The following is a 17,838-nucleotide window of genomic DNA, read 5'->3' as shown; positions in this document are numbered from 1 at the left end:
GCGGGTCGGGACCCTGTGCAGCGCCGACGGGGCAGCGTCAGTCCTCTGCGGGCGCGGCCGGCAGCTTCTCGGTGATCAGGTCCATCACCGTCGAGTCGGTGAGCGTGGTGACGTCGCCCAGGTCACGGTGCTCGGCCACGTCGCGGAGCAGCCGACGCATGATCTTGCCGCTGCGGGTCTTGGGCAGCTCCGCGACAATCATGACCTGCCGGGGCTTGGCGATGGGACCGATCTCCCGGGACACGTGCTCGCGCAGGACGCCCACCAGCTCCTGCCCTTCGGCCTCCTCGGTCGGGCCGCCACCGCGCAGGATCACGAAGGCGACGATGCCCTGCCCCGTGGTGGGGTCGTTGGCCCCGACCACGGCGGCCTCGGCCACCCTCGGATGGGACACCAGCGCCGACTCGACCTCCGTGGTGGAGATGCGGTGACCGGACACGTTCATCACGTCGTCCACCCGGCCCAGCAGCCACAGGTCGCCGTCCTCGTCCTTCTTGGCCCCGTCGCCGGCGAAGTAGAAGCCCTGGTCGGCGAACCGTGACCAGTACGTCTCCTGGTACCGCTCGGGATCACCCCAGATGCCGCGCAGCATCGCCGGCCACGGCTCGGTGAGCACGAGGAGACCCCCGCCCCCGTTGGGCACCGGGGTGCCGTCGTTGTCCACGACGTCCGCGCCGATCCCCGGTAGTGCCCGGGTGGCCGAGCCCGGCTTGGTGGCCGTCACCCCCGGCAGCGGGCTGATCATGATCGCGCCCGTCTCGGTCTGCCACCACGTGTCCACCACCGGGGTGCGGTCCCCGCCGATCACCCGCCGGTACCAGATCCAGGCCTCGGGGTTGATCGGCTCACCGACCGAGCCCAGCAGGCGCAGCGAGGACAGGTCCGAGCGCGCCGGGATCTCCTCGCCCCACTTCATGAACGTCCGGATCGTGGTCGGCGCGGTGTAGAGGATCGAGATCTTGTACTGCTCGATCATCCGCCACCAGCGGCCCTCGTCCGGGGTGTTCGGGGTCCCCTCGTAGAGGAAGGAGGTGGCCCGGTTGGCCAGCGGCCCGTAGACGATGTAACTGTGCCCGGTCACCCAGCCGATGTCCGCACCGCACCAGTAGACGTCGTCGTCGGGCTTGAGGTCGAACACCGCCGAGTGGGTGTAGGCGACCTGGGTCAGGTAGCCGCCGCTGGTGTGCAGAATGCCCTTCGGTCGCCCGGTCGTGCCCGAGGTGTACATGACGTAGAGCGGATGCTCGGCGTCGAAGGCCTCGGGCTCATGGTCGACCGACTGCCCGTCGACCAGGTCGTGCCACCACCGGTCGCGGCCCTCGGTCCACGCGACGTCCTGTCCGGTGCGCCGCACCACCAGGACGGCGCGGACGTCCCGGCACTTCTCCAGTGCCTCGTCCACGGCCGGCTTGAGCGCGGCGGGCGCGCCGCGGCGGTAGCCGCCGTCGGCGGTGATGACCACCCGCGCATCGCAGTCGATGATCCGGTCGGACAGGGCGGTGGAGGAGAAGCCGCCGAACACCACCGTGTGCGGCGCGCCGAGCCGGGCGCAGGCGAGCATCGCGATGACCGTCTCGGGGATCATCGGCAGGTAGATCGCGACCCGGTCGCCGGTGCGCACACCGAGTTCCTGCAGGGCGTTGGCCGCGCGGCACACGGCGTCCTTCAGCTGGGCGTAGGTGATCGTGCGGGTGTCGCCCGGTTCCCCTTCCCAGTGGTAGGCGACCTGGTCACCGTGGCCGTCCTCGACGTGCCGGTCCACGCAGTTGTAGGCGACGTTCAGCCGGCCGCCGACGAACCAGCGGGCGAACGGTGCGTTCGACCAGTCCAGAACCTGTTCCCACGGCTGGTCCCAGGTCAGCCGGCGGGCCTGGGTCTCCCAGAAGGCGAGCCGGTCGGCTGACGCCTCGGTGTAGGCGGACTCGCTCACGTTGGCCTGCGCGACGAACTCCGCCGCCGGGGGAAACCGCCGATCCTCCCGCGACAGGTTCGACAGGGTCTCGCTCATGAGCGCGGGAACGTCGGCAGGACGACGCGCTTGGCCGTGGAGTTCAGGACGCCGGCGAACGAGGCGTACCAGGCCAGCACCGCGGTCACCAGGCCCAGCCAGCCACCCACCCTGGTCAGCCACGCCATCCCGCTGTAGTCGGCGATGGTGAGGAAGAGGAATGTCAGGGTCAGGACCGCGAACACGGCCACGAGGATCCCGGAGGTCCGGAACGACGCGACCAGCATGTACGCGGTGAAGATGGTCCAGACCAGCAGGTACGTGGCGACGGCGTGGCTGACGTCGGTGGCCGGCGCGTCCGCCGGCAGGTGGGTGACCAGGTACCAGAAGGACAGCCAGAACGCACCATACGAGGTGAAGGCCAACGCGCCGAACGTGTTGCCCTTGACGAACTCCCACATGCCGGCGAGCAACTGCGCCAGGCCGCCGTAGAAGAAGGCCAGCCCGAGGACGACGGCCTCGACCGTGCCGGGCAGCAGCCCGGCGTTGACGGTGGACAGGAAGAACGTCGTCGCCGCGAAGCCTGCCAGGCCCAGCGGTCCGGGATCGGCGAAACCGGCGGATACGCTGGCCGGCGTGCTGACGGCCTCGTCCCGCTGCGGTGCCGCTGCCCTTCCCGGTGTGTCTGCCGTGTCGGTCGTTCGTGCCATGTTCGTGCTCCCTTCGCTGCGGCCCGCCGCGCATTCAGCGGCTCGGGGCCGTTATGTGCGTTCACGCTGGCAGCGCCGGTGGCGTCGCGGAAGCAGCGATCGGCCACCGCACCATCCGCGCGGGTGAGCGGGCGGGTCGTTGCGCCCAGCGGCAGGCTCAGCGCGCCGATCGGTCGAGCGAGGGCAGGTCGGCGGCCATCGACTCCGGTGCGTGCAACCGGATGAGCACCCGGCTCACGTCGGGCGGGATGCGGGAGCGGGTGAGCAGCGAGCCGCCGATCATCACGGCGAACACGAGGGGCACGACCCACGCAGCCGGCTGGGACAGCAGCACTCCCGGCCACCCGTGGCGGCCGGGCCCGACCAGCGTGATGAGCACTGCGGAGCCCGCGATCAGGCCGCCGGTGAGGAGTCCGACCAGCGCTCCGACATCGGTGAGACCCCGCCACCAGATGCCCAGCACCAGCAGCGGGCAGAAGGTGGAGGCCGCCAGGGCGAAGGCGAGCCCGACGACCGCGGCCAGCCCGAGTCGCGCTCCGGTGAGGCTGAGGGCGTACGGCAGGGCGATGGAGACCAGTGCGCTTCCGCGGAACCGGTTGATCCGCGAGGTCCGGCTGTGACGCGCTCCTGCGTCCTGAGCCAGGACGCCCGCCACGGACACCGTCAGCCCGGAAGCGGTCGACAGGAAGGCGGCGAACGCTCCGGCGGTGACCAGACCCCCGAGCAGCTGACCGGGCAGGCCGGGAAGCATCCGTTCGGGCAACAGCAGAACCGTCGCATCCGCCAAGCGGCCACCGGCCAGTTCGGGCAGGTACCGGCGACCGAGGACGCCGAACACGGTGGGCAGCTGGTAGAAGACCGACAACAGGCCGATGACGATCAGCGCCGTGCGGCGGGCTTCCCGTCCGTCCGGGTTCGTGTAGAAGCGGACGAGCACATGGGGCAGTCCCATCGTGCCCAGGCAGATCGCCACGATCAACGACAGCGTCGCATAGAGCGGGTGCTCCAGTCCCGACCCCAGCGGCTGTAGCCAGCCGTCGGCAGCCTCGGGCAACCGATCGTGCCGCGCGTGCCATACCGCGCCGAGCACGACGGCCGGCACCAGGAGGGCGGTGAGCTTCATCCAGTACTGGACCGCCTGGGCGAAGGTGATGGACCGCATGCCGCCTATCGCCACGTTGATGAGCACCACGATGCAGACGAGCAGGCCCCCGGCCCACCCCGGCGCCCCGGTCTGCGCTGACAGCGTGAGCGCCGCGCCCTGCAGCTGCGGTACCAGGTACAACCAGCCGATCAGCACCACCAGCACGCTGGCGGTCCGGCGCACAGCGACCGAGCCCAGCCGGATCTGCGCGAAGTCGGGCACGGTGTATGCCCCCGAGCGGCGCAGCGGCGCCGCCACGAGAGCCAGCAGGATCAGGTAACCCGCGGTGTAGCCGACCGGGTACCAGAGCATGTCGAAGCCGTAGGTGAGCAGCAGGCCGGCGATGCCGAGGAAGGATGCCGCGGACAGGTACTCCCCGCTGACCGCGGCGGCATTCCACCGTGGGGTGACCGACCGCGAGGCGACGTAGAAATCCCCGAGGGTGTGCGACCGGCGCATGCCGAGGCTGCCGACCGCGAGGGTCACCACGGTGACGAGCAGGACGCCGACGACCGACCAGGCCTGGTGTGCCATCGCCTCAGCGCTGGTGCATCAGCGCGGCGAACGCCCGCTCGTTGCGTTCGGCCAGCCGGACGGCGAGGAACCCGATGCCACCGAGGACGGGGTAGACCGCGATCCCGACCAGGATCCAGGGCAGCGCGATGCCGAGCACCGTGACGTGCCCCCAGGAGCTGAACTCCGCGGTGGCCACGGCTACGGCGAGCAACAGGCCGATGGTTCCGGCGCAGCCGGCGAACGCCGCCCGCCGTTGGCTGCGCATCAGGGACGCCAGGTAGAGCTCACCCAGCGCGGTCAGCTCGTCGATCTCCCGGGCCGGCGGACGGACCGGCACCGAGCGCGCGGCGGTGGTTCGGGGATGGGTGATCCGGACCCGCGCCGTCATGCCGGACTGCTCCGGTGCATCAGCCGTTCCCGCAGCTCCCGCGTGTGCCGGCGACTCACGGCGAGCTCCACGCCGTCCAGACCGACCGTGCAGCGCCCGTCGTCCATCCGCAGCTCCCGCACATGGGCGAGGGAGACCAGCGTGCTGCGGTGGATCCGGACGAAGTCGGGCCACCGCTGCTCCAGGGTGGCCAGGGACATCCGCACCAGGTGGCTCTCGGCAGCGGTGTGCAGGCGCGCGTAGTCGCCCTGCGCTTCGACGAAGCGGACCTGGGACCGGCGCACGAACCGGGTGACGCCGGCCAGCTCCACCGGGACGGTCTCGTCGGGGTCGTCAGCACGGTCGGGCGAGGGGTAGAGCCGGCGGACCGCCTCGGCCACCCGGCCGGCGCGCACCGGTTTCATCACGTAGTCGACGGCGCGCAACTCGAAGGCGTCCACCGCATGCTCGTCATAGGCGGTGACGAAGACGATCTGCGGGCGGTGGGCGAAGCTGCCCAGGATGCGGGCGAGCGCGATGCCGTCCATGCCCGGCATCTTGATGTCACAGAAGACGGCATCCACGGGCTCGGCGGCGGAGATCTCGAGGGCCTCCGCGGCGCTGGCCGCGCAGCGGACCGAGGAGATCCGGGTGTCGCAGCTGAGCAGATAGGCCAGCTCCGACCGGGCCGGCGCCTCGTCGTCCACGACGAGGACCCGCAGGCTGCAGGCAGCCTCCGCCAGGACGGACATGTGGCGCACGTTACAGGGACGTACTGGCCCCGCACAGGGTCACGCGAGCGACTTCGGGATGCGGACGGTCACCTTGGTACCGGCGCCCGGCGCCGTCTCCACGACGAGTCCGTAGGGGTCGCCGAACACCGACCGCAGCCGGGCGTCGACGTTGCCCAGCCCCATGCCGCGGGTGTCCGGGCCGGCCCGGCCGGCGCGTTCGAGGCTGTCGCGGATCGCGGCCGCCGAGGCGCCCGCGCCATCGTCCTCGACGGTGAGGCGGGCATCGGTGCCGTCGTCGGCAGCGGTGATCGTCACGGTGACCCGCCCGGACGCCCCTTCCAGGCCGTGCCGCACGGCGTTCTCGACCAGCGGCTGGATCACCAGGAACGGAACGGTGACCGGCAGCACCTCGGGCGCGACCCGCAGCAGGACCGCGAGCCGCTCGCCGAAACGGGCCTGCTCCAGCACCAGGTACCGCTCGGTGTTGCGTATCTCCTCGCCCACCGTGGCCAGCTGGCCACCGCTGCGCAGCGCATAGCGCGTGAAGTCGGCGAACTCCAGCAACAGCTCGCGCGCGCGGTCGGGGTCGGTGCGGGTGAAGGAAGCGACGGCGGTCAGCGCGTTGTAGATGAAGTGCGGGCTGATCTGCGCCCGCAGCGCCCGCAGCTCCGCTTCCACGGCGCGGCTGTGCTGGCGGTCGGCCGCGGCCAGCTCCAGCTGGGTCGACACCCACCGGGAGACCTCGTCGACGGCCCGGACCAACAGGGCTCCGGACGACGGGCCGTAGGCAACCAGCGCCCCGACCACCGAACCGCCCTCGACCAGCGGGCTTGCGACCACGGCCCGGACGTCGCAGTCGGCCGAGCCGCAGGACAACTGCCGGGACCGGTGGACGGTCGTCTTCCCGGTCCGCAACACCTCGGCGGCGTGCTCCAGTGCGGTTGCCCCGTGCCGGTGGTTCCCGCCGTCCAGCCCGATCACCGTCACATCGGTGGTCAACGCGACAGCGGTGACGCCCAGCAGCGTGCGCAACTGCTTCACGGCCCGGTGCGCGCCGGCTCCGGTCAGTCCTTCGCGCAGGGCCGGCGCGATCAGGCTGACGGTGTGCAGCGTGTCGAACGTGGCCTGGTTCGACCTCGATCCGAGGTCGCGTCGTCGCAGCAGTGCCATCGTCGCCTCTTGCTCGTCGCGCGGTGTCCGACGGGACGATCATCCATCGGACGCCCCCGGCCTTGCGGCCCGCGCCTACGACGGGCAGGACCGGGTCGGTTTGCACGGCAATGCATAACAATGCATGATGATGCACCGTGACGGATGGACGGACGTGGACGGTGGGGGTCACCGGCGCTACCGGGTACGCGGGCGGTGAGGTGTGCCGGCTGCTGGCCGCGCACCCGCAGCTGCAGCTGGCCGGGGTGCACGCAGCATCGAGCGCCGGCCGACGCCTCGGTGAGTCCCAGCCCCACCTGCTGCCCTACGCCGACATGGTGGTGCAGCCCAGCGACCCGGCGTCGCTGGCCGGCTACGACGTCGTCGTGCTGGCCCTTCCGCACGGGCAGTCGGCGGCCATCGCGGCGCAGCTCCCCGACGACACCCTGGTCATCGACTGCGGCGCCGACCACCGGCTGAACGACCCCGCCGCGTGGGCGCGCTGGTACGGCGGCGAGCACTCCGGCACCTGGCCCTACGGCCTGCCGGAGCTACCCGGCCTGCGGGAGCAGCTGCGCAGCGCGAAGCGGATCGCCGTCCCGGGCTGCTACCCGACGTCGGTCACCCTGGCGATGGCCCCGGCGCTCGCCGCCGGCCTGGTCACTCCCGACGTCGTCGTGGTCGCGGCCAGCGGTACGTCCGGCGCCGGCAAGTCGGCCAAGACCCATCTGATCGGCAGTGAGGTGATGGGCTCTGCCAGCGCCTACGGCGTCGGGGGCGTGCACCGGCACACCCCGGAGATGGTGCAGAACCTCTCGCTGGCCGCCGGCGGACCGGTGACGGTGAGCTTCACCCCGACGCTGGTGCCGATGAGCCGGGGCATCCTGGCGACCTGCTCCGCGCCGCTGGCCCCTGGCGTGGACGCCGAGGCGGCCCGCGCGGCGTACGCGAAGGCCTACGCCGACGAGCCGTTCGTGCACCTGCTGCCCGAGGGCCAGTGGCCGACCACGGCCGCCGTGCTCGGCGCGAACACCGTCGTGCTCCAGGTGGCGGTGGACCCCGACGCCGGCCGGCTGGTCGTCGTCGCCGCCGTGGACAACCTGACCAAGGGCACCGGCGGCGCCGCCCTGCAGTGCGCCAACCTCGCCCTCGGTATCCCCGAGACCACCGGTCTGCCGACCGTAGGAGTTGCGCCGTGAGCACCACACATCCGCAGGGGTTCCGGGCAGCCGGGGCCGCCGCCGGCCTCAAGTCCTCCGGCGACCCGGACGTCGCGCTGGTCGTCAACGACGGTCCGGACGACGCCGCGGCCGCGGTCTTCACCACCAACCGCTTCCCGGCCGCACCGGTGCAGTGGAGCCGTCAGGTGCTCGGCGCCGGTCGGGTCCGGGCCGTCGTGCTCAACTCCGGCGGCGCCAACGCGTGCACCGGCCCGGAGGGCTTCGGCGACACCCACGCCACCGCCGAGCACGTCGCGGCCGAGCTCGGGATGGGCGCGATCGACGTCGCGGTCGCCTCGACCGGCCTGATCGGCACCCGGCTGCCGATGGACCGGCTCACCGTTGGGATCACCGCGGCCGCGAAGGCCCTCAGCAGGGACGGCGGCCCGGATGCCGCCCGGGCGATCATGACCACCGACTCGGTGCCCAAGACGACCGTCCAGCAGCGCGACGGGTGGAGCGTCGGCGGGATGGCCAAGGGCGCGGGCATGCTGGCGCCGTCGCTGGCCACGATGCTCGTCGTCCTGACCACTGACGCCGTCGTCCCTGCCGACCTGCTCGGGGCCGCACTCACGACGGCCACCAGCCTCAGCTTCGAGCGGGTCGACTCCGACGGCTGCCTGTCGACCAACGACACCGTGCTGCTGATGACCAGCGGCGCGAGCGGCGTGACACCGAGCGCCGAGGAGTTCGCCGAGGCGCTCGACGCCGCGGCGCTGGACCTGGCGATGCAGCTGTTGGCCGATGCCGAGGGCTCGACCAAGGACATCGCGATCACCGTCCGCAACGCCGCCAGCGTGGCCGACGCGCTGACCGCCGGCCGGGCCTGCGCGCGCAACAACCTGCTCAAGACCGCACTGTTCGGCAACGACCCCAACTGGGGCCGGGTGCTCGCCGCGATCGGCACGACCGACGCCGCCTTCGAGGCCGACCAGGTCGACGTGGCCATCAACGGCGTCACCGTCTGCCGCGGCGGCGGGATTGGTGACCCCCGGGAGGGCGTCGACCTCATCGGAAGGGCGGTCACCATCGACGTCGACCTGCGGGCCGGCAGCGAGCAGGCCACGATCTGGACCAACGACCTGTCCATCGCCTACGTGCACGAGAACTCGGCGTACTCGACATGAGCACCGCACAGGACCCCACCCCGCCCGACGTCGCCCCCGACGAGACCCCGCCGGCCCTGCCGAAGCGCAAGGTCGGCACCACGCGGGTCATGCGCACCGACGACCCGGCCGGCGACGCCGCGAAGGTCGCCGTCCTCACCGGGGCACTGCCGTGGCTCAAGGAGTTCCACGGCCACGTGGTGGTGGTCAAGTACGGCGGCCACGCCATGGTCGACGAGGAGTGCCGCCGCGCCTTCGCCGAGGACATGGTCTTCCTCCGCACCTGCGGCATCCACCCGGTCGTGGTGCACGGCGGCGGGCCACAGATCAGCAGCATGCTGGACCGGCTGGGCATCGCGAGTGAGTTTCGCGGCGGCCTGCGGGTCACCACCGAGGAGTCCATCGAGGTCGTCCGGATGGTGCTCACCGGACAGATCGGCCCGGAGGTCGTCGGGCTGATCAACTCCCACGGTCCGCTGGCGGTGGGCCTGTCCGGTGAGGACGGCGGACTGTTCACCGCGGCGCGCACACACGCGATCGTGGACGGCGAGCCGGTGGACGTCGGCCTGGTCGGGGACGTGGTCGCGGTCGACCCCACCCCGGTGACCGCGCTGATCGAGGCCGGCCACATCCCGGTGGTCGCCACGGTCGCCCCGGACGCCGCCGGCCGGGTGCACAACGTCAACGCCGACACCGCCGCCGCCGCGCTGGCGGTGGCGCTGGGTGCGGTGAAGCTCGTCGTGCTCACCGACGTCGAGGGGCTCTACGCCGACTGGCCCGACCGCGACTCGCTGGTCGAGCAGATCGACGCCGCCGAGCTGGCCGAGATCCTCCCGACCCTGGACGCCGGGATGATCCCGAAGATGGCCGCCTGCCTGCGGGCGGTGGAGGGCGGGGTGGCGCGCGCGACCGTCGTCGACGGCCGGCTGCCGCACGCCCTGCTGCTGGAGATGTTCACCACCGAGGGCACCGGGACGATGGTCGTCCCGGCCGCACCACCACACGCAGGACCGATCCAGGAGGAGGGGACAGCGCCATGACGCACACCGAGGAGCTGGCCGCTCGCTGGTCGGCCGTGATGATGGGCAACTACAGGACCCCGCCGGTGGCCCTGGCCCGCGGCGCGGGCGCGACGGTCTGGGACGTCGACGGTCGCGAGTACAGCGACCTGCTGGGCGGCATCGCCACCACGATCCTGGGCCACGCCCACCCGAAGGTGGTCGAAGCGATCACCACCCAGGCCCAGACGCTGGGCCACGTGTCCAACCTGGCCATGCACGAGCCGGGGGTGCGGCTCGCCGAGCGGCTGCTGGAACTGGTGGGCCGCCCCGGCCGGGTGTTCTTCTGCAACTCCGGCGCCGAGGCCAACGAGGCCGCCTTCAAGATCAGCCGGTTGACCGGGCGGCCCGAGGTGGTCACCGCGCTCGGCTCCTTCCACGGGCGGACCATGGGCGCGCTGGCGCTCACCGGCCAGCCGGGCAAGGCCGAGGCGTTCGCCCCGCTGCCCGGCGGCGTGCAGTTCGTCGAGTACGGCGACGCCGATGCGCTCCGCGCGGCGGTGGGGGAGCGGACGGCGATGGTGCTGCTCGAGCCGATGCTCGGTGAGGGCGGCGTACTGCCCGCCCCGGCCGGCTACCTCGCCGCCGCGGAGTCGGCCGCGCACGCCGCCGGGGCGCTGTTCGCCGTCGACGAGGTGCAGACCGGCACCGGCCGTACCGGGCACTGGTTCGCCCATCAGGCCGACGGTCTGCAGCCGGATGTGATCACGCTGGCCAAGGCCCTCGGTGGCGGCCTGCCGCTGGGCGCCACGCTGGCCTTCGGGGACGCCGCGGAGCTCATGCAGGCCGGCGCCCACGGCTCCACCTTCGGCGGCAACCCGATCGCCGCCGCGGCCGCCCTGGCCGTACTGGACACCATCCGCGACGAGGGGCTGCTGGAGCGGGCCAAGGAGATCGAGCACCGGTTCACCGCCGGCATCGAGGGGCTGGGGCACGCCGGGGTCTCCGGCGTCCGGGGGCGGGGGGCGCTGCTCGGCGTCGTCCTCACCGCGCCGGTGGCCGCCGCCGTCGAGGCGCAGCTGCGCACCGCCGGCTTCCTGACCAACGGCGTCGCGCCGGACGTCGTCCGGCTGGCGCCGCCACTGGTGCTCACCGACGCGCAGATCGACGCCTTCGTGGCGGCGCTCCCCGCCGCCCTGGATGCCGCGATGGTCGACTCATGAGGCACTTCACCAGGGACGACGACCTCACCCCGGACGAGCAGGCCGAGGTCCTGGCGCTGGCCGCCGAACTCAAGGCCAGCCGGCACACCGCGGCGGCACCGACACCGCTGCGGGCGTCCAACGGCACGCCCCGCACGGTCGCGGTGCTGTTCGACAAGCCCTCGACCCGCACCCGGGTGTCCTTCTCCGTCGGCGTCACCGAGCTGGGCGGGCAGCCGCTGGTCATCGACGCGGGCACCAGTCAACTGGGCCGCGGCGAGCCGGTCGAGGACACCACCCGGGTGCTCGACCGGCAGGTCGCCGCGATAGTGTGGCGCACCTTCGGCCAGGACCGGCTGGACGCGATGGCCGCGGTGAGCCGGGTGCCGGTGGTCAACGCGCTCACCGACTCCTACCACCCGTGCCAGATCCTGGCCGACCTGCAGACCGTCGCCGAGCGGCGCGGGGAGCTGACCGGGCTGACGTTCAGCTACCTGGGCGACGGCGCCAACAACATGGCGCACTCCTACCTGCTGGGCGGCGCGCTGGCCGGGATGCACGTGCGGATCGGCTCGCCCGAGGGATTCCAGCCCGACCCCGCGGTGTTGAAGCGGGCCGGGGAGATCGCCTCCGACACCGGCGGCTCGGTGCAGTGGACCGTCGACCCGGCCGCCGCGGCTGACGGCGCCGACGTCCTGGTCACCGACACCTGGGTGTCGATGGGCCAGGAAGCCGAGTACGACACCCGCATCGCGCCGTTCCTGCCCTACGCCGTCGACGAGCCGGCCCTGGCCCGCGCCGCGTCCGACGCGGTCGTCCTGCACTGCCTGCCTGCCTACCGAGGCAAGGAGATCGCCGCGGAGGTCATCGACGGGCCGCAGAGCGCGGTCTGGGACGAGGCGGAGAACCGGCTGCACGCGCAGAAGGCCCTCCTGGTGTGGTTGCTGGAGCGATCGGGGTGACCACCACGCTGACCCGGTCGGCCCGGCACGCGCGGATCACCGAGCTGATCACGGTCGTCCCGATCACCTCCCAGACCCAGTTGGCCCGGCTGCTCGCCGAGTCCGGCGTCGAGGTCACCCAGGCCACGCTCTCGCGGGACCTGGAGGAGCTCGGCGCGGTCAAGCTGCGCGGCTCTGACGGCGCCCCGGCCAGTTACGTGCTGCCGCCGGAGAACGCCCCGCTGCGGCCGGCGCAGTCGTCGCCGGCCCGGCTGACCCGGATGCTGGCCGACCTGCTGACCAGCGCCGAGGGCAGCGCCAACCTCGCGGTGCTGCGCACGCCGCCGGGGGCCGCGCAGTTTCTCGCCTCCGCGCTGGACAAAGTCGGCCTGCCCGACGTGCTGGGCACCATCGCGGGGGATGACACGCTGATGGTCGTCTCCCGGCAGCCTGACGGCGGGCCGGCCCTGGCCGACCGCCTGCGCGCCCTCGCCGAGCGCGCGTCGGCCCCGCCCATCGACCTCAGCTGGACGGACAACAACGTGGAAGAGAGTGCACCGTGACCGATCGTGTCGTCCTCGCCTACTCCGGCGGCCTGGACACCTCCGTGGCCATCGGCTGGATCGCCGAGGAGACCGGCGCCGAGGTGATCGCTGTCGCCGGCGACGTGGGCCAGGGCGGCGAGGACATGGACGTCATCCGTCAGCGCGCCCTGGACTGCGGCGCCGTGGAGTCCATCGTCGCCGACATGCGCGCCGAGTTCGCCGACGAGTACTGCCTCCCCGCGCTGCACGCCAACGCCCTCTACATGGACCGCTACCCGCTGGTCTCCGCGCTGTCCCGGCCGCTGATCGTCAAGCACCTGGTCACCGCGGCGAAGTACCACGGCGCCTCGATGGTGGCCCACGGCTGCACCGGCAAGGGCAACGACCAGGTCCGCTTCGAGGTCGGCATCGGCGCGCTCGGCCCGGACCTGGAGGTGCTGGCCCCGGTCCGCGACTCCGGCATGACCCGGGACAAGGCGATTGCCTTCGCCGAGGAGCGCGGCCTGCCGATCCAGACCACCAAGAAGTCTCCCTACTCGATCGACCAGAACGTCTGGGGTCGGGCGGTGGAGACCGGCTTCCTTGAGGACATCTGGAACGGCCCCGTCGAGGACCTCTACGAGTACACCGCCGACCCCGCCGTCCCGCGGGAGGCCGACGAGGTGACCATCGGCTTCACCGCCGGTGTGCCGACCTCCATCGACGGCCGGCCGGTCACCATGCTGCAGGCCATCGAGCAGTTGAACACCCGCGCCGGCGCCCAGGGCGTCGGCCGGCTGGACATGGTCGAGGACCGGCTCGTGGGCATCAAGAGCCGCGAGGTCTACGAGGCTCCCGGCGCGATCGCCTTGATCACCGCCCACCAGGAGCTGGAGGCGGTTACCGTCGAGCGTGACCTGGCCCGGTTCAAGCGGACCGTCGGACAGCGCTGGGCCGAGCTGGTCTACGACGGTCTGTGGTTCTCCCCGCTTAAGCGGGCGCTGGACGCGTTCCTCGCCGAGTCCCAGCAGCAGGTCACCGGCGAGGTCCGGATGACGCTGCACGGTGGCCGCGCGGTCGTCACCGGCCGGCGCAGCGAGGCCTCGCTGTACGACTTCAACCTGGCCACCTACGACACCGGCGACACCTTCGACCAGCGGCTGGCCAAGGGCTTCGTCCAGCTCTGGGGGATGCCCTCCAGGCTGGCCACGGCGCGCGACCAGCGGCTGTCCGGTGGGGCCCCGGCGTGACCTCGGACGCCTCCACCTCGCCTTCCACCCGGCTGTGGGGCGGCCGCTTCGGCGGCGGGCCGTCGGCGGCGATGGCTGCCCTGTCCAAGTCCACGGACGTCGACTGGCGGCTGGCGCGCTACGACCTGGCCGGCTCCCGGGCGCACGCACGGGTGCTGCACCGGGCCGGGCTGCTGGACGCCGACGAGTTGGCCGCCATGGTCGGTGCCCTCACCGAGCTCTCCGTCGAGGTCGTCGACGGTACGTTCGCGCCGATCGAGGCCGACGAGGACGTGCACGAGGCACTCGAGCGGGGGTTGCTGGACAAGCTGGGCACGCTGGGCGGCAAGCTGCGTGCCGGGCGCTCTCGCAACGACCAGGTGGCCACCGACCTGCGGCTGTACCTACGGCACAACGTGCGCGCGCTGGCCGGGGAACTGGCACACCTGGAGAACGCCCTCGTCGGGCTGGCGATGCGCTACCGCGACGTGCCCGCGCCGGGCATGACCCACCTGCAGCACGCCCAGCCGGTGCTCATCGCTCACCAGCTGCTGGCCCACGCGCACGCGATCACCCGCGACGTCGACCGGCTGCAGGACTGGGACCGGCGGACGGCGGTGAGCCCGCTGGGCTCCGGTGCGCTGGCCGGCTCGTCACTGCCACTGGACCCCGACGCCGTGGCCGCCGAGCTCGGCTTCGACCGGGCGGCGGACAACAGCATCGACGCGGTGAGCGACCGGGACTTCGCCGCCGAGTTCTGCTTCGTCGCGGCCCTGCTCGGCGTGCACCTGTCCCGGCTGGGGGAAGAGGTCGTGCTCTGGACGTCGACCGAGTTCGGCTGGGCGCGGCTGGACGATGCCTGGGCGACCGGGTCCTCGATCATGCCGCAGAAGAAGAACCCGGACATCGCCGAGCTGGCCCGGGGCAAGGCCGGCCGCTTCGTCGGCAACCTGACCGGCCTGCTCACGATGCTCAAGGGCCTGCCGCTGGCCTACGACCGTGACCTGCAGGAGGACAAGGAGCCGGTCTTCGACTCCGTCGAGCAGCTGCTCCTGTTGCTGCCGGCGGTCACCGGCATGGTGGCCACGCTGGCCCTGCGCCCGGAGGTCGTCGAGGCCGCGGCTCCGCAGGGCTTTGCGCTGGCCACCGACGTCGCCGAGTGGCTGGTGTCGGCCGGGGTGCCGTTCCGGTCGGCGCACGAGATCAGCGGGGCGATGGTGGCCTTCTGCGAGGAGGCCGGCCTGGAGCTCGACGAACTCGACGACGAGCAGCTGGCCGCGATCGACGAGCGGCTGACTCCCGACGTCCGGTCGGTGCTGTCGGTGCCGGGAGCGCTGGCCGCCCGCAACACCCGCGGGGGGACCGCGCCCATCCGGGTCGCCGAGCAGCTCGCCTCACTCGCCGAGCTGGCGCGCCGGCACACCGCCTGGGCGTCGTCCTCGCCGGTGGCCGCCGTTCTGTGATGGCCGACGTCCCGCCGTCCGACAGGTCCGAGCCGGGTCCGCTCCTCACCGAGAAGGACCTGCTCGGGCCGGTCGACGTCGTGGCCCCCTCGCTGCTCGGCTGCTGGGTGGTCACCGACCGCCCGGAGGGGCGGGTGGCGCTGCGGCTGACCGAGGTGGAGGCCTACTCGGGTGCGGGGGAGGACCCCGCGTCGCACGCCCACCGAGGGCCGACCCCGCGGGCGGAGATCATGTTCGGCCCGCCCGGGCGGCTCTACGTCTACTTCAGCTACGGCGTGCACTGGTGCGCCAACATCGTGGTCGGTCCCGCGGGGCGGGGGTCGGCGGCCCTGATGCGCGCCGGTGAGGTGGCGGTGGGGGAGGAGCTGGCACGGGCCCGCCGGCCGGCGGCCCGGACCGCGCGCGACCTGGCCCGGGGCCCGGCCCGGTTGACCCAGGCGCTCGCCATCGGGCCGGACGACCGGGGCACGGACCTGCTCGACCCAGCCTCGCCGGTGCGGCTGCACGCTGGCAGCCCACCGACCGCCGTGTCGGTCGGACCACGCGTGGGGATCAGCGTCGCCGCCGAACTGCCCTGGCGGTTCTGGGCGACCGATGCGCCCTCGGTGAGCGTGTTCCGGGCGGGTGGGAAGCCCCGGCGGGGGAGTGCCAGGCAGGATGGTCCGCCGTGACCCCCGACGTGATCGACGAGCTGCACCGCCGTGGGCTGATCGCCCTCAGCACCGACGAGGAGGCGCTGCGCGCACACCTCGCCGAGGGGCCGGTCACCTACTACTGCGGCTTCGACCCGACCGCGCCGAGCCTGCACGTCGGGCATCTGATCCAGTTCATGGTGCTGCGGGAGCTGCAGCGGGCCGGGCATCAGCCAATCGTGCTGGTGGGCGGGGCGACGGGGCTGATCGGCGACCCGCGGGAGTCCGCGGAGCGGCAGCTCAACGACCGGGACACCGTCGCCGGCTGGGTGGACCGGATCCGTCGGCGGGTGGCGCCCTTCCTCGATCTGCCCGCGGCCGAGCGGGGACTGCCCGCACCCATCTACGTCGACAACCTGGACTGGACCCAGCCCCTGTCAGCCATCGACTTCCTGCGGGACCTCGGCAAGCACTTCCGGGTCAACCGGATGCTGGCGAAGGAAGCGGTGTCCGTGCGCCTCAACAGCGACGCCGGCATCAGCTACACCGAGTTCAGCTACCAGATCTTGCAGGCCAACGACTACCGTGAGCTGTTCACCCGGCACAGCTGCACGTTGCAGAGCGGCGGATCCGACCAGTGGGGCAACATCACCGCCGGCGTCGACCTGGTCCGCCGCACCAACGGGACGTCGGTGCACGCCCTGGCGACACCGCTGATCACCACTGCCGACGGCAAGAAGATCGGTAAGACCGAGGGCGTGTCGGTGTGGCTGGACCCGGAGCTGACCAGCTCCTACGCCTTTTTCCAGTACTGGCTCAACCTCGACGACATCGACGCGCGGACCTGGCTGCCCTTGTTCTCCGAACGCCCGGCCGAGGAGGTGGCGGCGCTGATCGCCGAGTCGGAGGAGAGGCCGGCGTCGCGGGCCGCCCAGCGGGCGCTGGCCGAGGAGCTCACCCTCCTGGTGCACGGGCCGGAGGAGCTGGCTCAGGCGGAGGCGGCCGGGCGGGCGCTGTTCGGGCGGGCCGAGCTGGCCGACCTCGGCGCCGGCACCCTGGATGCCGCGCTGCGGGAGGCCGGTGCGCAGGAGCTGACCGGCCCGACCCCCTCGGTGGCGCAACTGCTGCAGCTGTCCGGTCTGGTCTCCAGCTTGTCCGAGGCCCGCCGCACGGTGAAGGAGGGCGGGGCCTACCTCAACAACGAGCGGGTGACCGACGCGGAGGCGGTGCCGGCGGAGTCGGACTGGCTCCCGGGGGGCTGGCTGGTCCTGCGCCGTGGTCGCCGAACAGTCGCGGGGGTTCACCGGTTGGGCCCGACAGCGGGCTGACCTCAGCTCTCACGGAAGGTGATCTCCGTGTGTCCGCCGCGTTCCACCGGGTGGCGCGCGTCACGACCCCCCGGGTTTGACACCTCCCGTCGAGCCACGTAACTTTCTCTCTGCGCCGGGAACGACCGCGAGGCCGGGCCCGGGCGCCGAGTAGGACAACACAAGCTGCGGACGACGACCCTGGGGGTCCGGTTCCGTGCGCGTCCGCTCCTTGAGAACTCAACAGCGTGCCGAAAGTCAGTGCCAAGTAACAAATCCCTATCCGGGTCTTTGGATTCGGTGGGTTCCTTTGGTTGATTGAACGAGAGTGTCAACTCTCGGTCTCAGCTGCGATCAAATCATCTACGGAGAGTTTGATCCTGGCTCAGGACGAACGCTGGCGGCGTGCTTAACACATGCAAGTCGAGCGAGGCCCACTCTTCGGGGTGGTGCCCTAGCGGCGAACGGGTGAGTAATACGTGGGCAACCTGCCCTCAGCTCTGGGATAACTCCAAGAAATTGGTGCTAATACCGGATGTGACCGCTGACCGCATGGTCTGGTGGTGGAAAGATTCATCGGCTGGGGATGGGCCCGCGGCCTATCAGCTTGTTGGTGGGGTCACGGCCCACCAAGGCGACGACGGGTAG

Annotated in this window: 16 protein-coding genes and 1 rRNA gene; 11 read left to right on the top strand and 6 right to left on the bottom strand. The window is 72.1% G+C overall.

Translation table 11 applies throughout. The annotated features are described in order from the left end of the window. Positions 1-37 precede the first annotated feature (37 nt). The 6 genes from acs to BLW04_RS02330 form a co-directional block, all read right to left on the bottom strand. Positions 38-2,008: an acetate--CoA ligase gene (gene acs / locus BLW04_RS02355; protein ID WP_091536912.1), complete on the bottom strand. Its 1,971-nt coding sequence runs from the start codon at positions 2,006-2,008 to the stop codon at positions 38-40. Beyond that, positions 2,005-2,658: an acetate uptake transporter gene (locus BLW04_RS02350; protein WP_091536911.1), complete on the bottom strand. Its 654-nt coding sequence runs from the start codon at positions 2,656-2,658 to the stop codon at positions 2,005-2,007. The genes acs and BLW04_RS02350 overlap by 4 nt, the downstream gene beginning before the upstream one ends. A gap of 157 nt (positions 2,659-2,815) precedes the next feature. Beyond that, positions 2,816-4,336 (bottom strand): sodium/solute symporter, encoded by a 1,521-nt coding sequence (locus BLW04_RS02345; protein WP_091536909.1) that lies wholly within the window; start codon positions 4,334-4,336, stop codon positions 2,816-2,818. Between the two features lie 4 nt (positions 4,337-4,340). Then, complete coding sequence (locus tag BLW04_RS02340) at positions 4,341-4,706, bottom strand: hypothetical protein (RefSeq protein ID WP_217630800.1); 366 nt, start codon at positions 4,704-4,706, stop codon at positions 4,341-4,343. Continuing rightward, on the bottom strand, positions 4,703-5,437 hold the full coding sequence (locus BLW04_RS02335) for a LytR/AlgR family response regulator transcription factor (RefSeq protein WP_091536908.1): 735 nt from the start codon (positions 5,435-5,437) through the stop codon (positions 4,703-4,705). Before BLW04_RS02335 ends, BLW04_RS02340 begins: the two co-directional genes overlap by 4 nt. Positions 5,438-5,476: 39 nt before the next feature. After that, positions 5,477-6,589: a sensor histidine kinase gene (locus BLW04_RS02330; RefSeq protein WP_091536906.1), complete on the bottom strand. Its 1,113-nt coding sequence runs from the start codon at positions 6,587-6,589 to the stop codon at positions 5,477-5,479. Between the two features lie 137 nt (positions 6,590-6,726). Between BLW04_RS02330 and argC the strand changes: the two genes are divergently transcribed. The 11 genes from argC to BLW04_RS02275 all read left to right on the top strand — a co-directional run. Then, positions 6,727-7,767: an N-acetyl-gamma-glutamyl-phosphate reductase gene (argC, locus tag BLW04_RS02325; RefSeq protein WP_091536904.1), complete on the top strand. Its 1,041-nt coding sequence runs from the start codon at positions 6,727-6,729 to the stop codon at positions 7,765-7,767. Beyond that, positions 7,764-8,915, top strand: coding sequence for a bifunctional glutamate N-acetyltransferase/amino-acid acetyltransferase ArgJ (gene argJ / locus BLW04_RS02320; protein ID WP_091536902.1), 1,152 nt, complete (start codon positions 7,764-7,766; stop codon positions 8,913-8,915). Before argC ends, argJ begins: the two co-directional genes overlap by 4 nt. Further along, on the top strand, positions 8,912-9,934 hold the full coding sequence (gene argB, locus BLW04_RS02315) for an acetylglutamate kinase (protein ID WP_091536901.1): 1,023 nt from the start codon (positions 8,912-8,914) through the stop codon (positions 9,932-9,934). The genes argJ and argB overlap by 4 nt, the downstream gene beginning before the upstream one ends. Beyond that, a complete protein-coding gene (locus BLW04_RS02310) occupies positions 9,931-11,115 on the top strand; it encodes an acetylornithine transaminase (RefSeq protein ID WP_091536899.1) in 1,185 nt (394 codons plus the stop codon). The genes argB and BLW04_RS02310 overlap by 4 nt, the downstream gene beginning before the upstream one ends. After that, on the top strand, positions 11,112-12,056 hold the full coding sequence (gene argF, locus BLW04_RS02305) for an ornithine carbamoyltransferase (protein WP_091536897.1): 945 nt from the start codon (positions 11,112-11,114) through the stop codon (positions 12,054-12,056). The genes BLW04_RS02310 and argF overlap by 4 nt, the downstream gene beginning before the upstream one ends. Next, positions 12,053-12,598, top strand: a complete 546-nt coding sequence (locus BLW04_RS02300) for an arginine repressor (RefSeq protein WP_091536896.1) — start codon at positions 12,053-12,055, stop codon at positions 12,596-12,598. The genes argF and BLW04_RS02300 overlap by 4 nt, the downstream gene beginning before the upstream one ends. Further along, complete coding sequence (locus BLW04_RS02295) at positions 12,595-13,809, top strand: argininosuccinate synthase (protein ID WP_091536894.1); 1,215 nt, start codon at positions 12,595-12,597, stop codon at positions 13,807-13,809. The genes BLW04_RS02300 and BLW04_RS02295 overlap by 4 nt, the downstream gene beginning before the upstream one ends. Next, positions 13,806-15,251, top strand: a complete 1,446-nt coding sequence (gene argH, locus BLW04_RS02290; protein WP_091536893.1) for an argininosuccinate lyase — start codon at positions 13,806-13,808, stop codon at positions 15,249-15,251. The genes BLW04_RS02295 and argH overlap by 4 nt, the downstream gene beginning before the upstream one ends. After that, positions 15,251-15,922 carry a DNA-3-methyladenine glycosylase gene (locus BLW04_RS02285; protein WP_091536891.1) on the top strand — a complete coding sequence of 224 codons (672 nt, stop codon included), beginning with the start codon at positions 15,251-15,253 and terminating at the stop codon, positions 15,920-15,922. The genes argH and BLW04_RS02285 overlap by 1 nt, the downstream gene beginning before the upstream one ends. Beyond that, entirely contained in the window at positions 15,919-17,211 is a 1,293-nt protein-coding gene (tyrS, locus tag BLW04_RS02280; protein ID WP_091536888.1) for a tyrosine--tRNA ligase, read from the top strand. Before BLW04_RS02285 ends, tyrS begins: the two co-directional genes overlap by 4 nt. Before the next feature lie 341 nt (positions 17,212-17,552). Further along, positions 17,553-17,838 (top strand): 16S ribosomal RNA (locus BLW04_RS02275); the annotation flags it as partial.

It is taken from the genome of Modestobacter sp. DSM 44400, from assembly GCF_900107175.1.
GTDB lineage: Bacteria > Actinomycetota > Actinomycetes > Mycobacteriales > Geodermatophilaceae > Modestobacter.
This window is presented reverse-complemented; position numbering and strand designations above follow the sequence as displayed.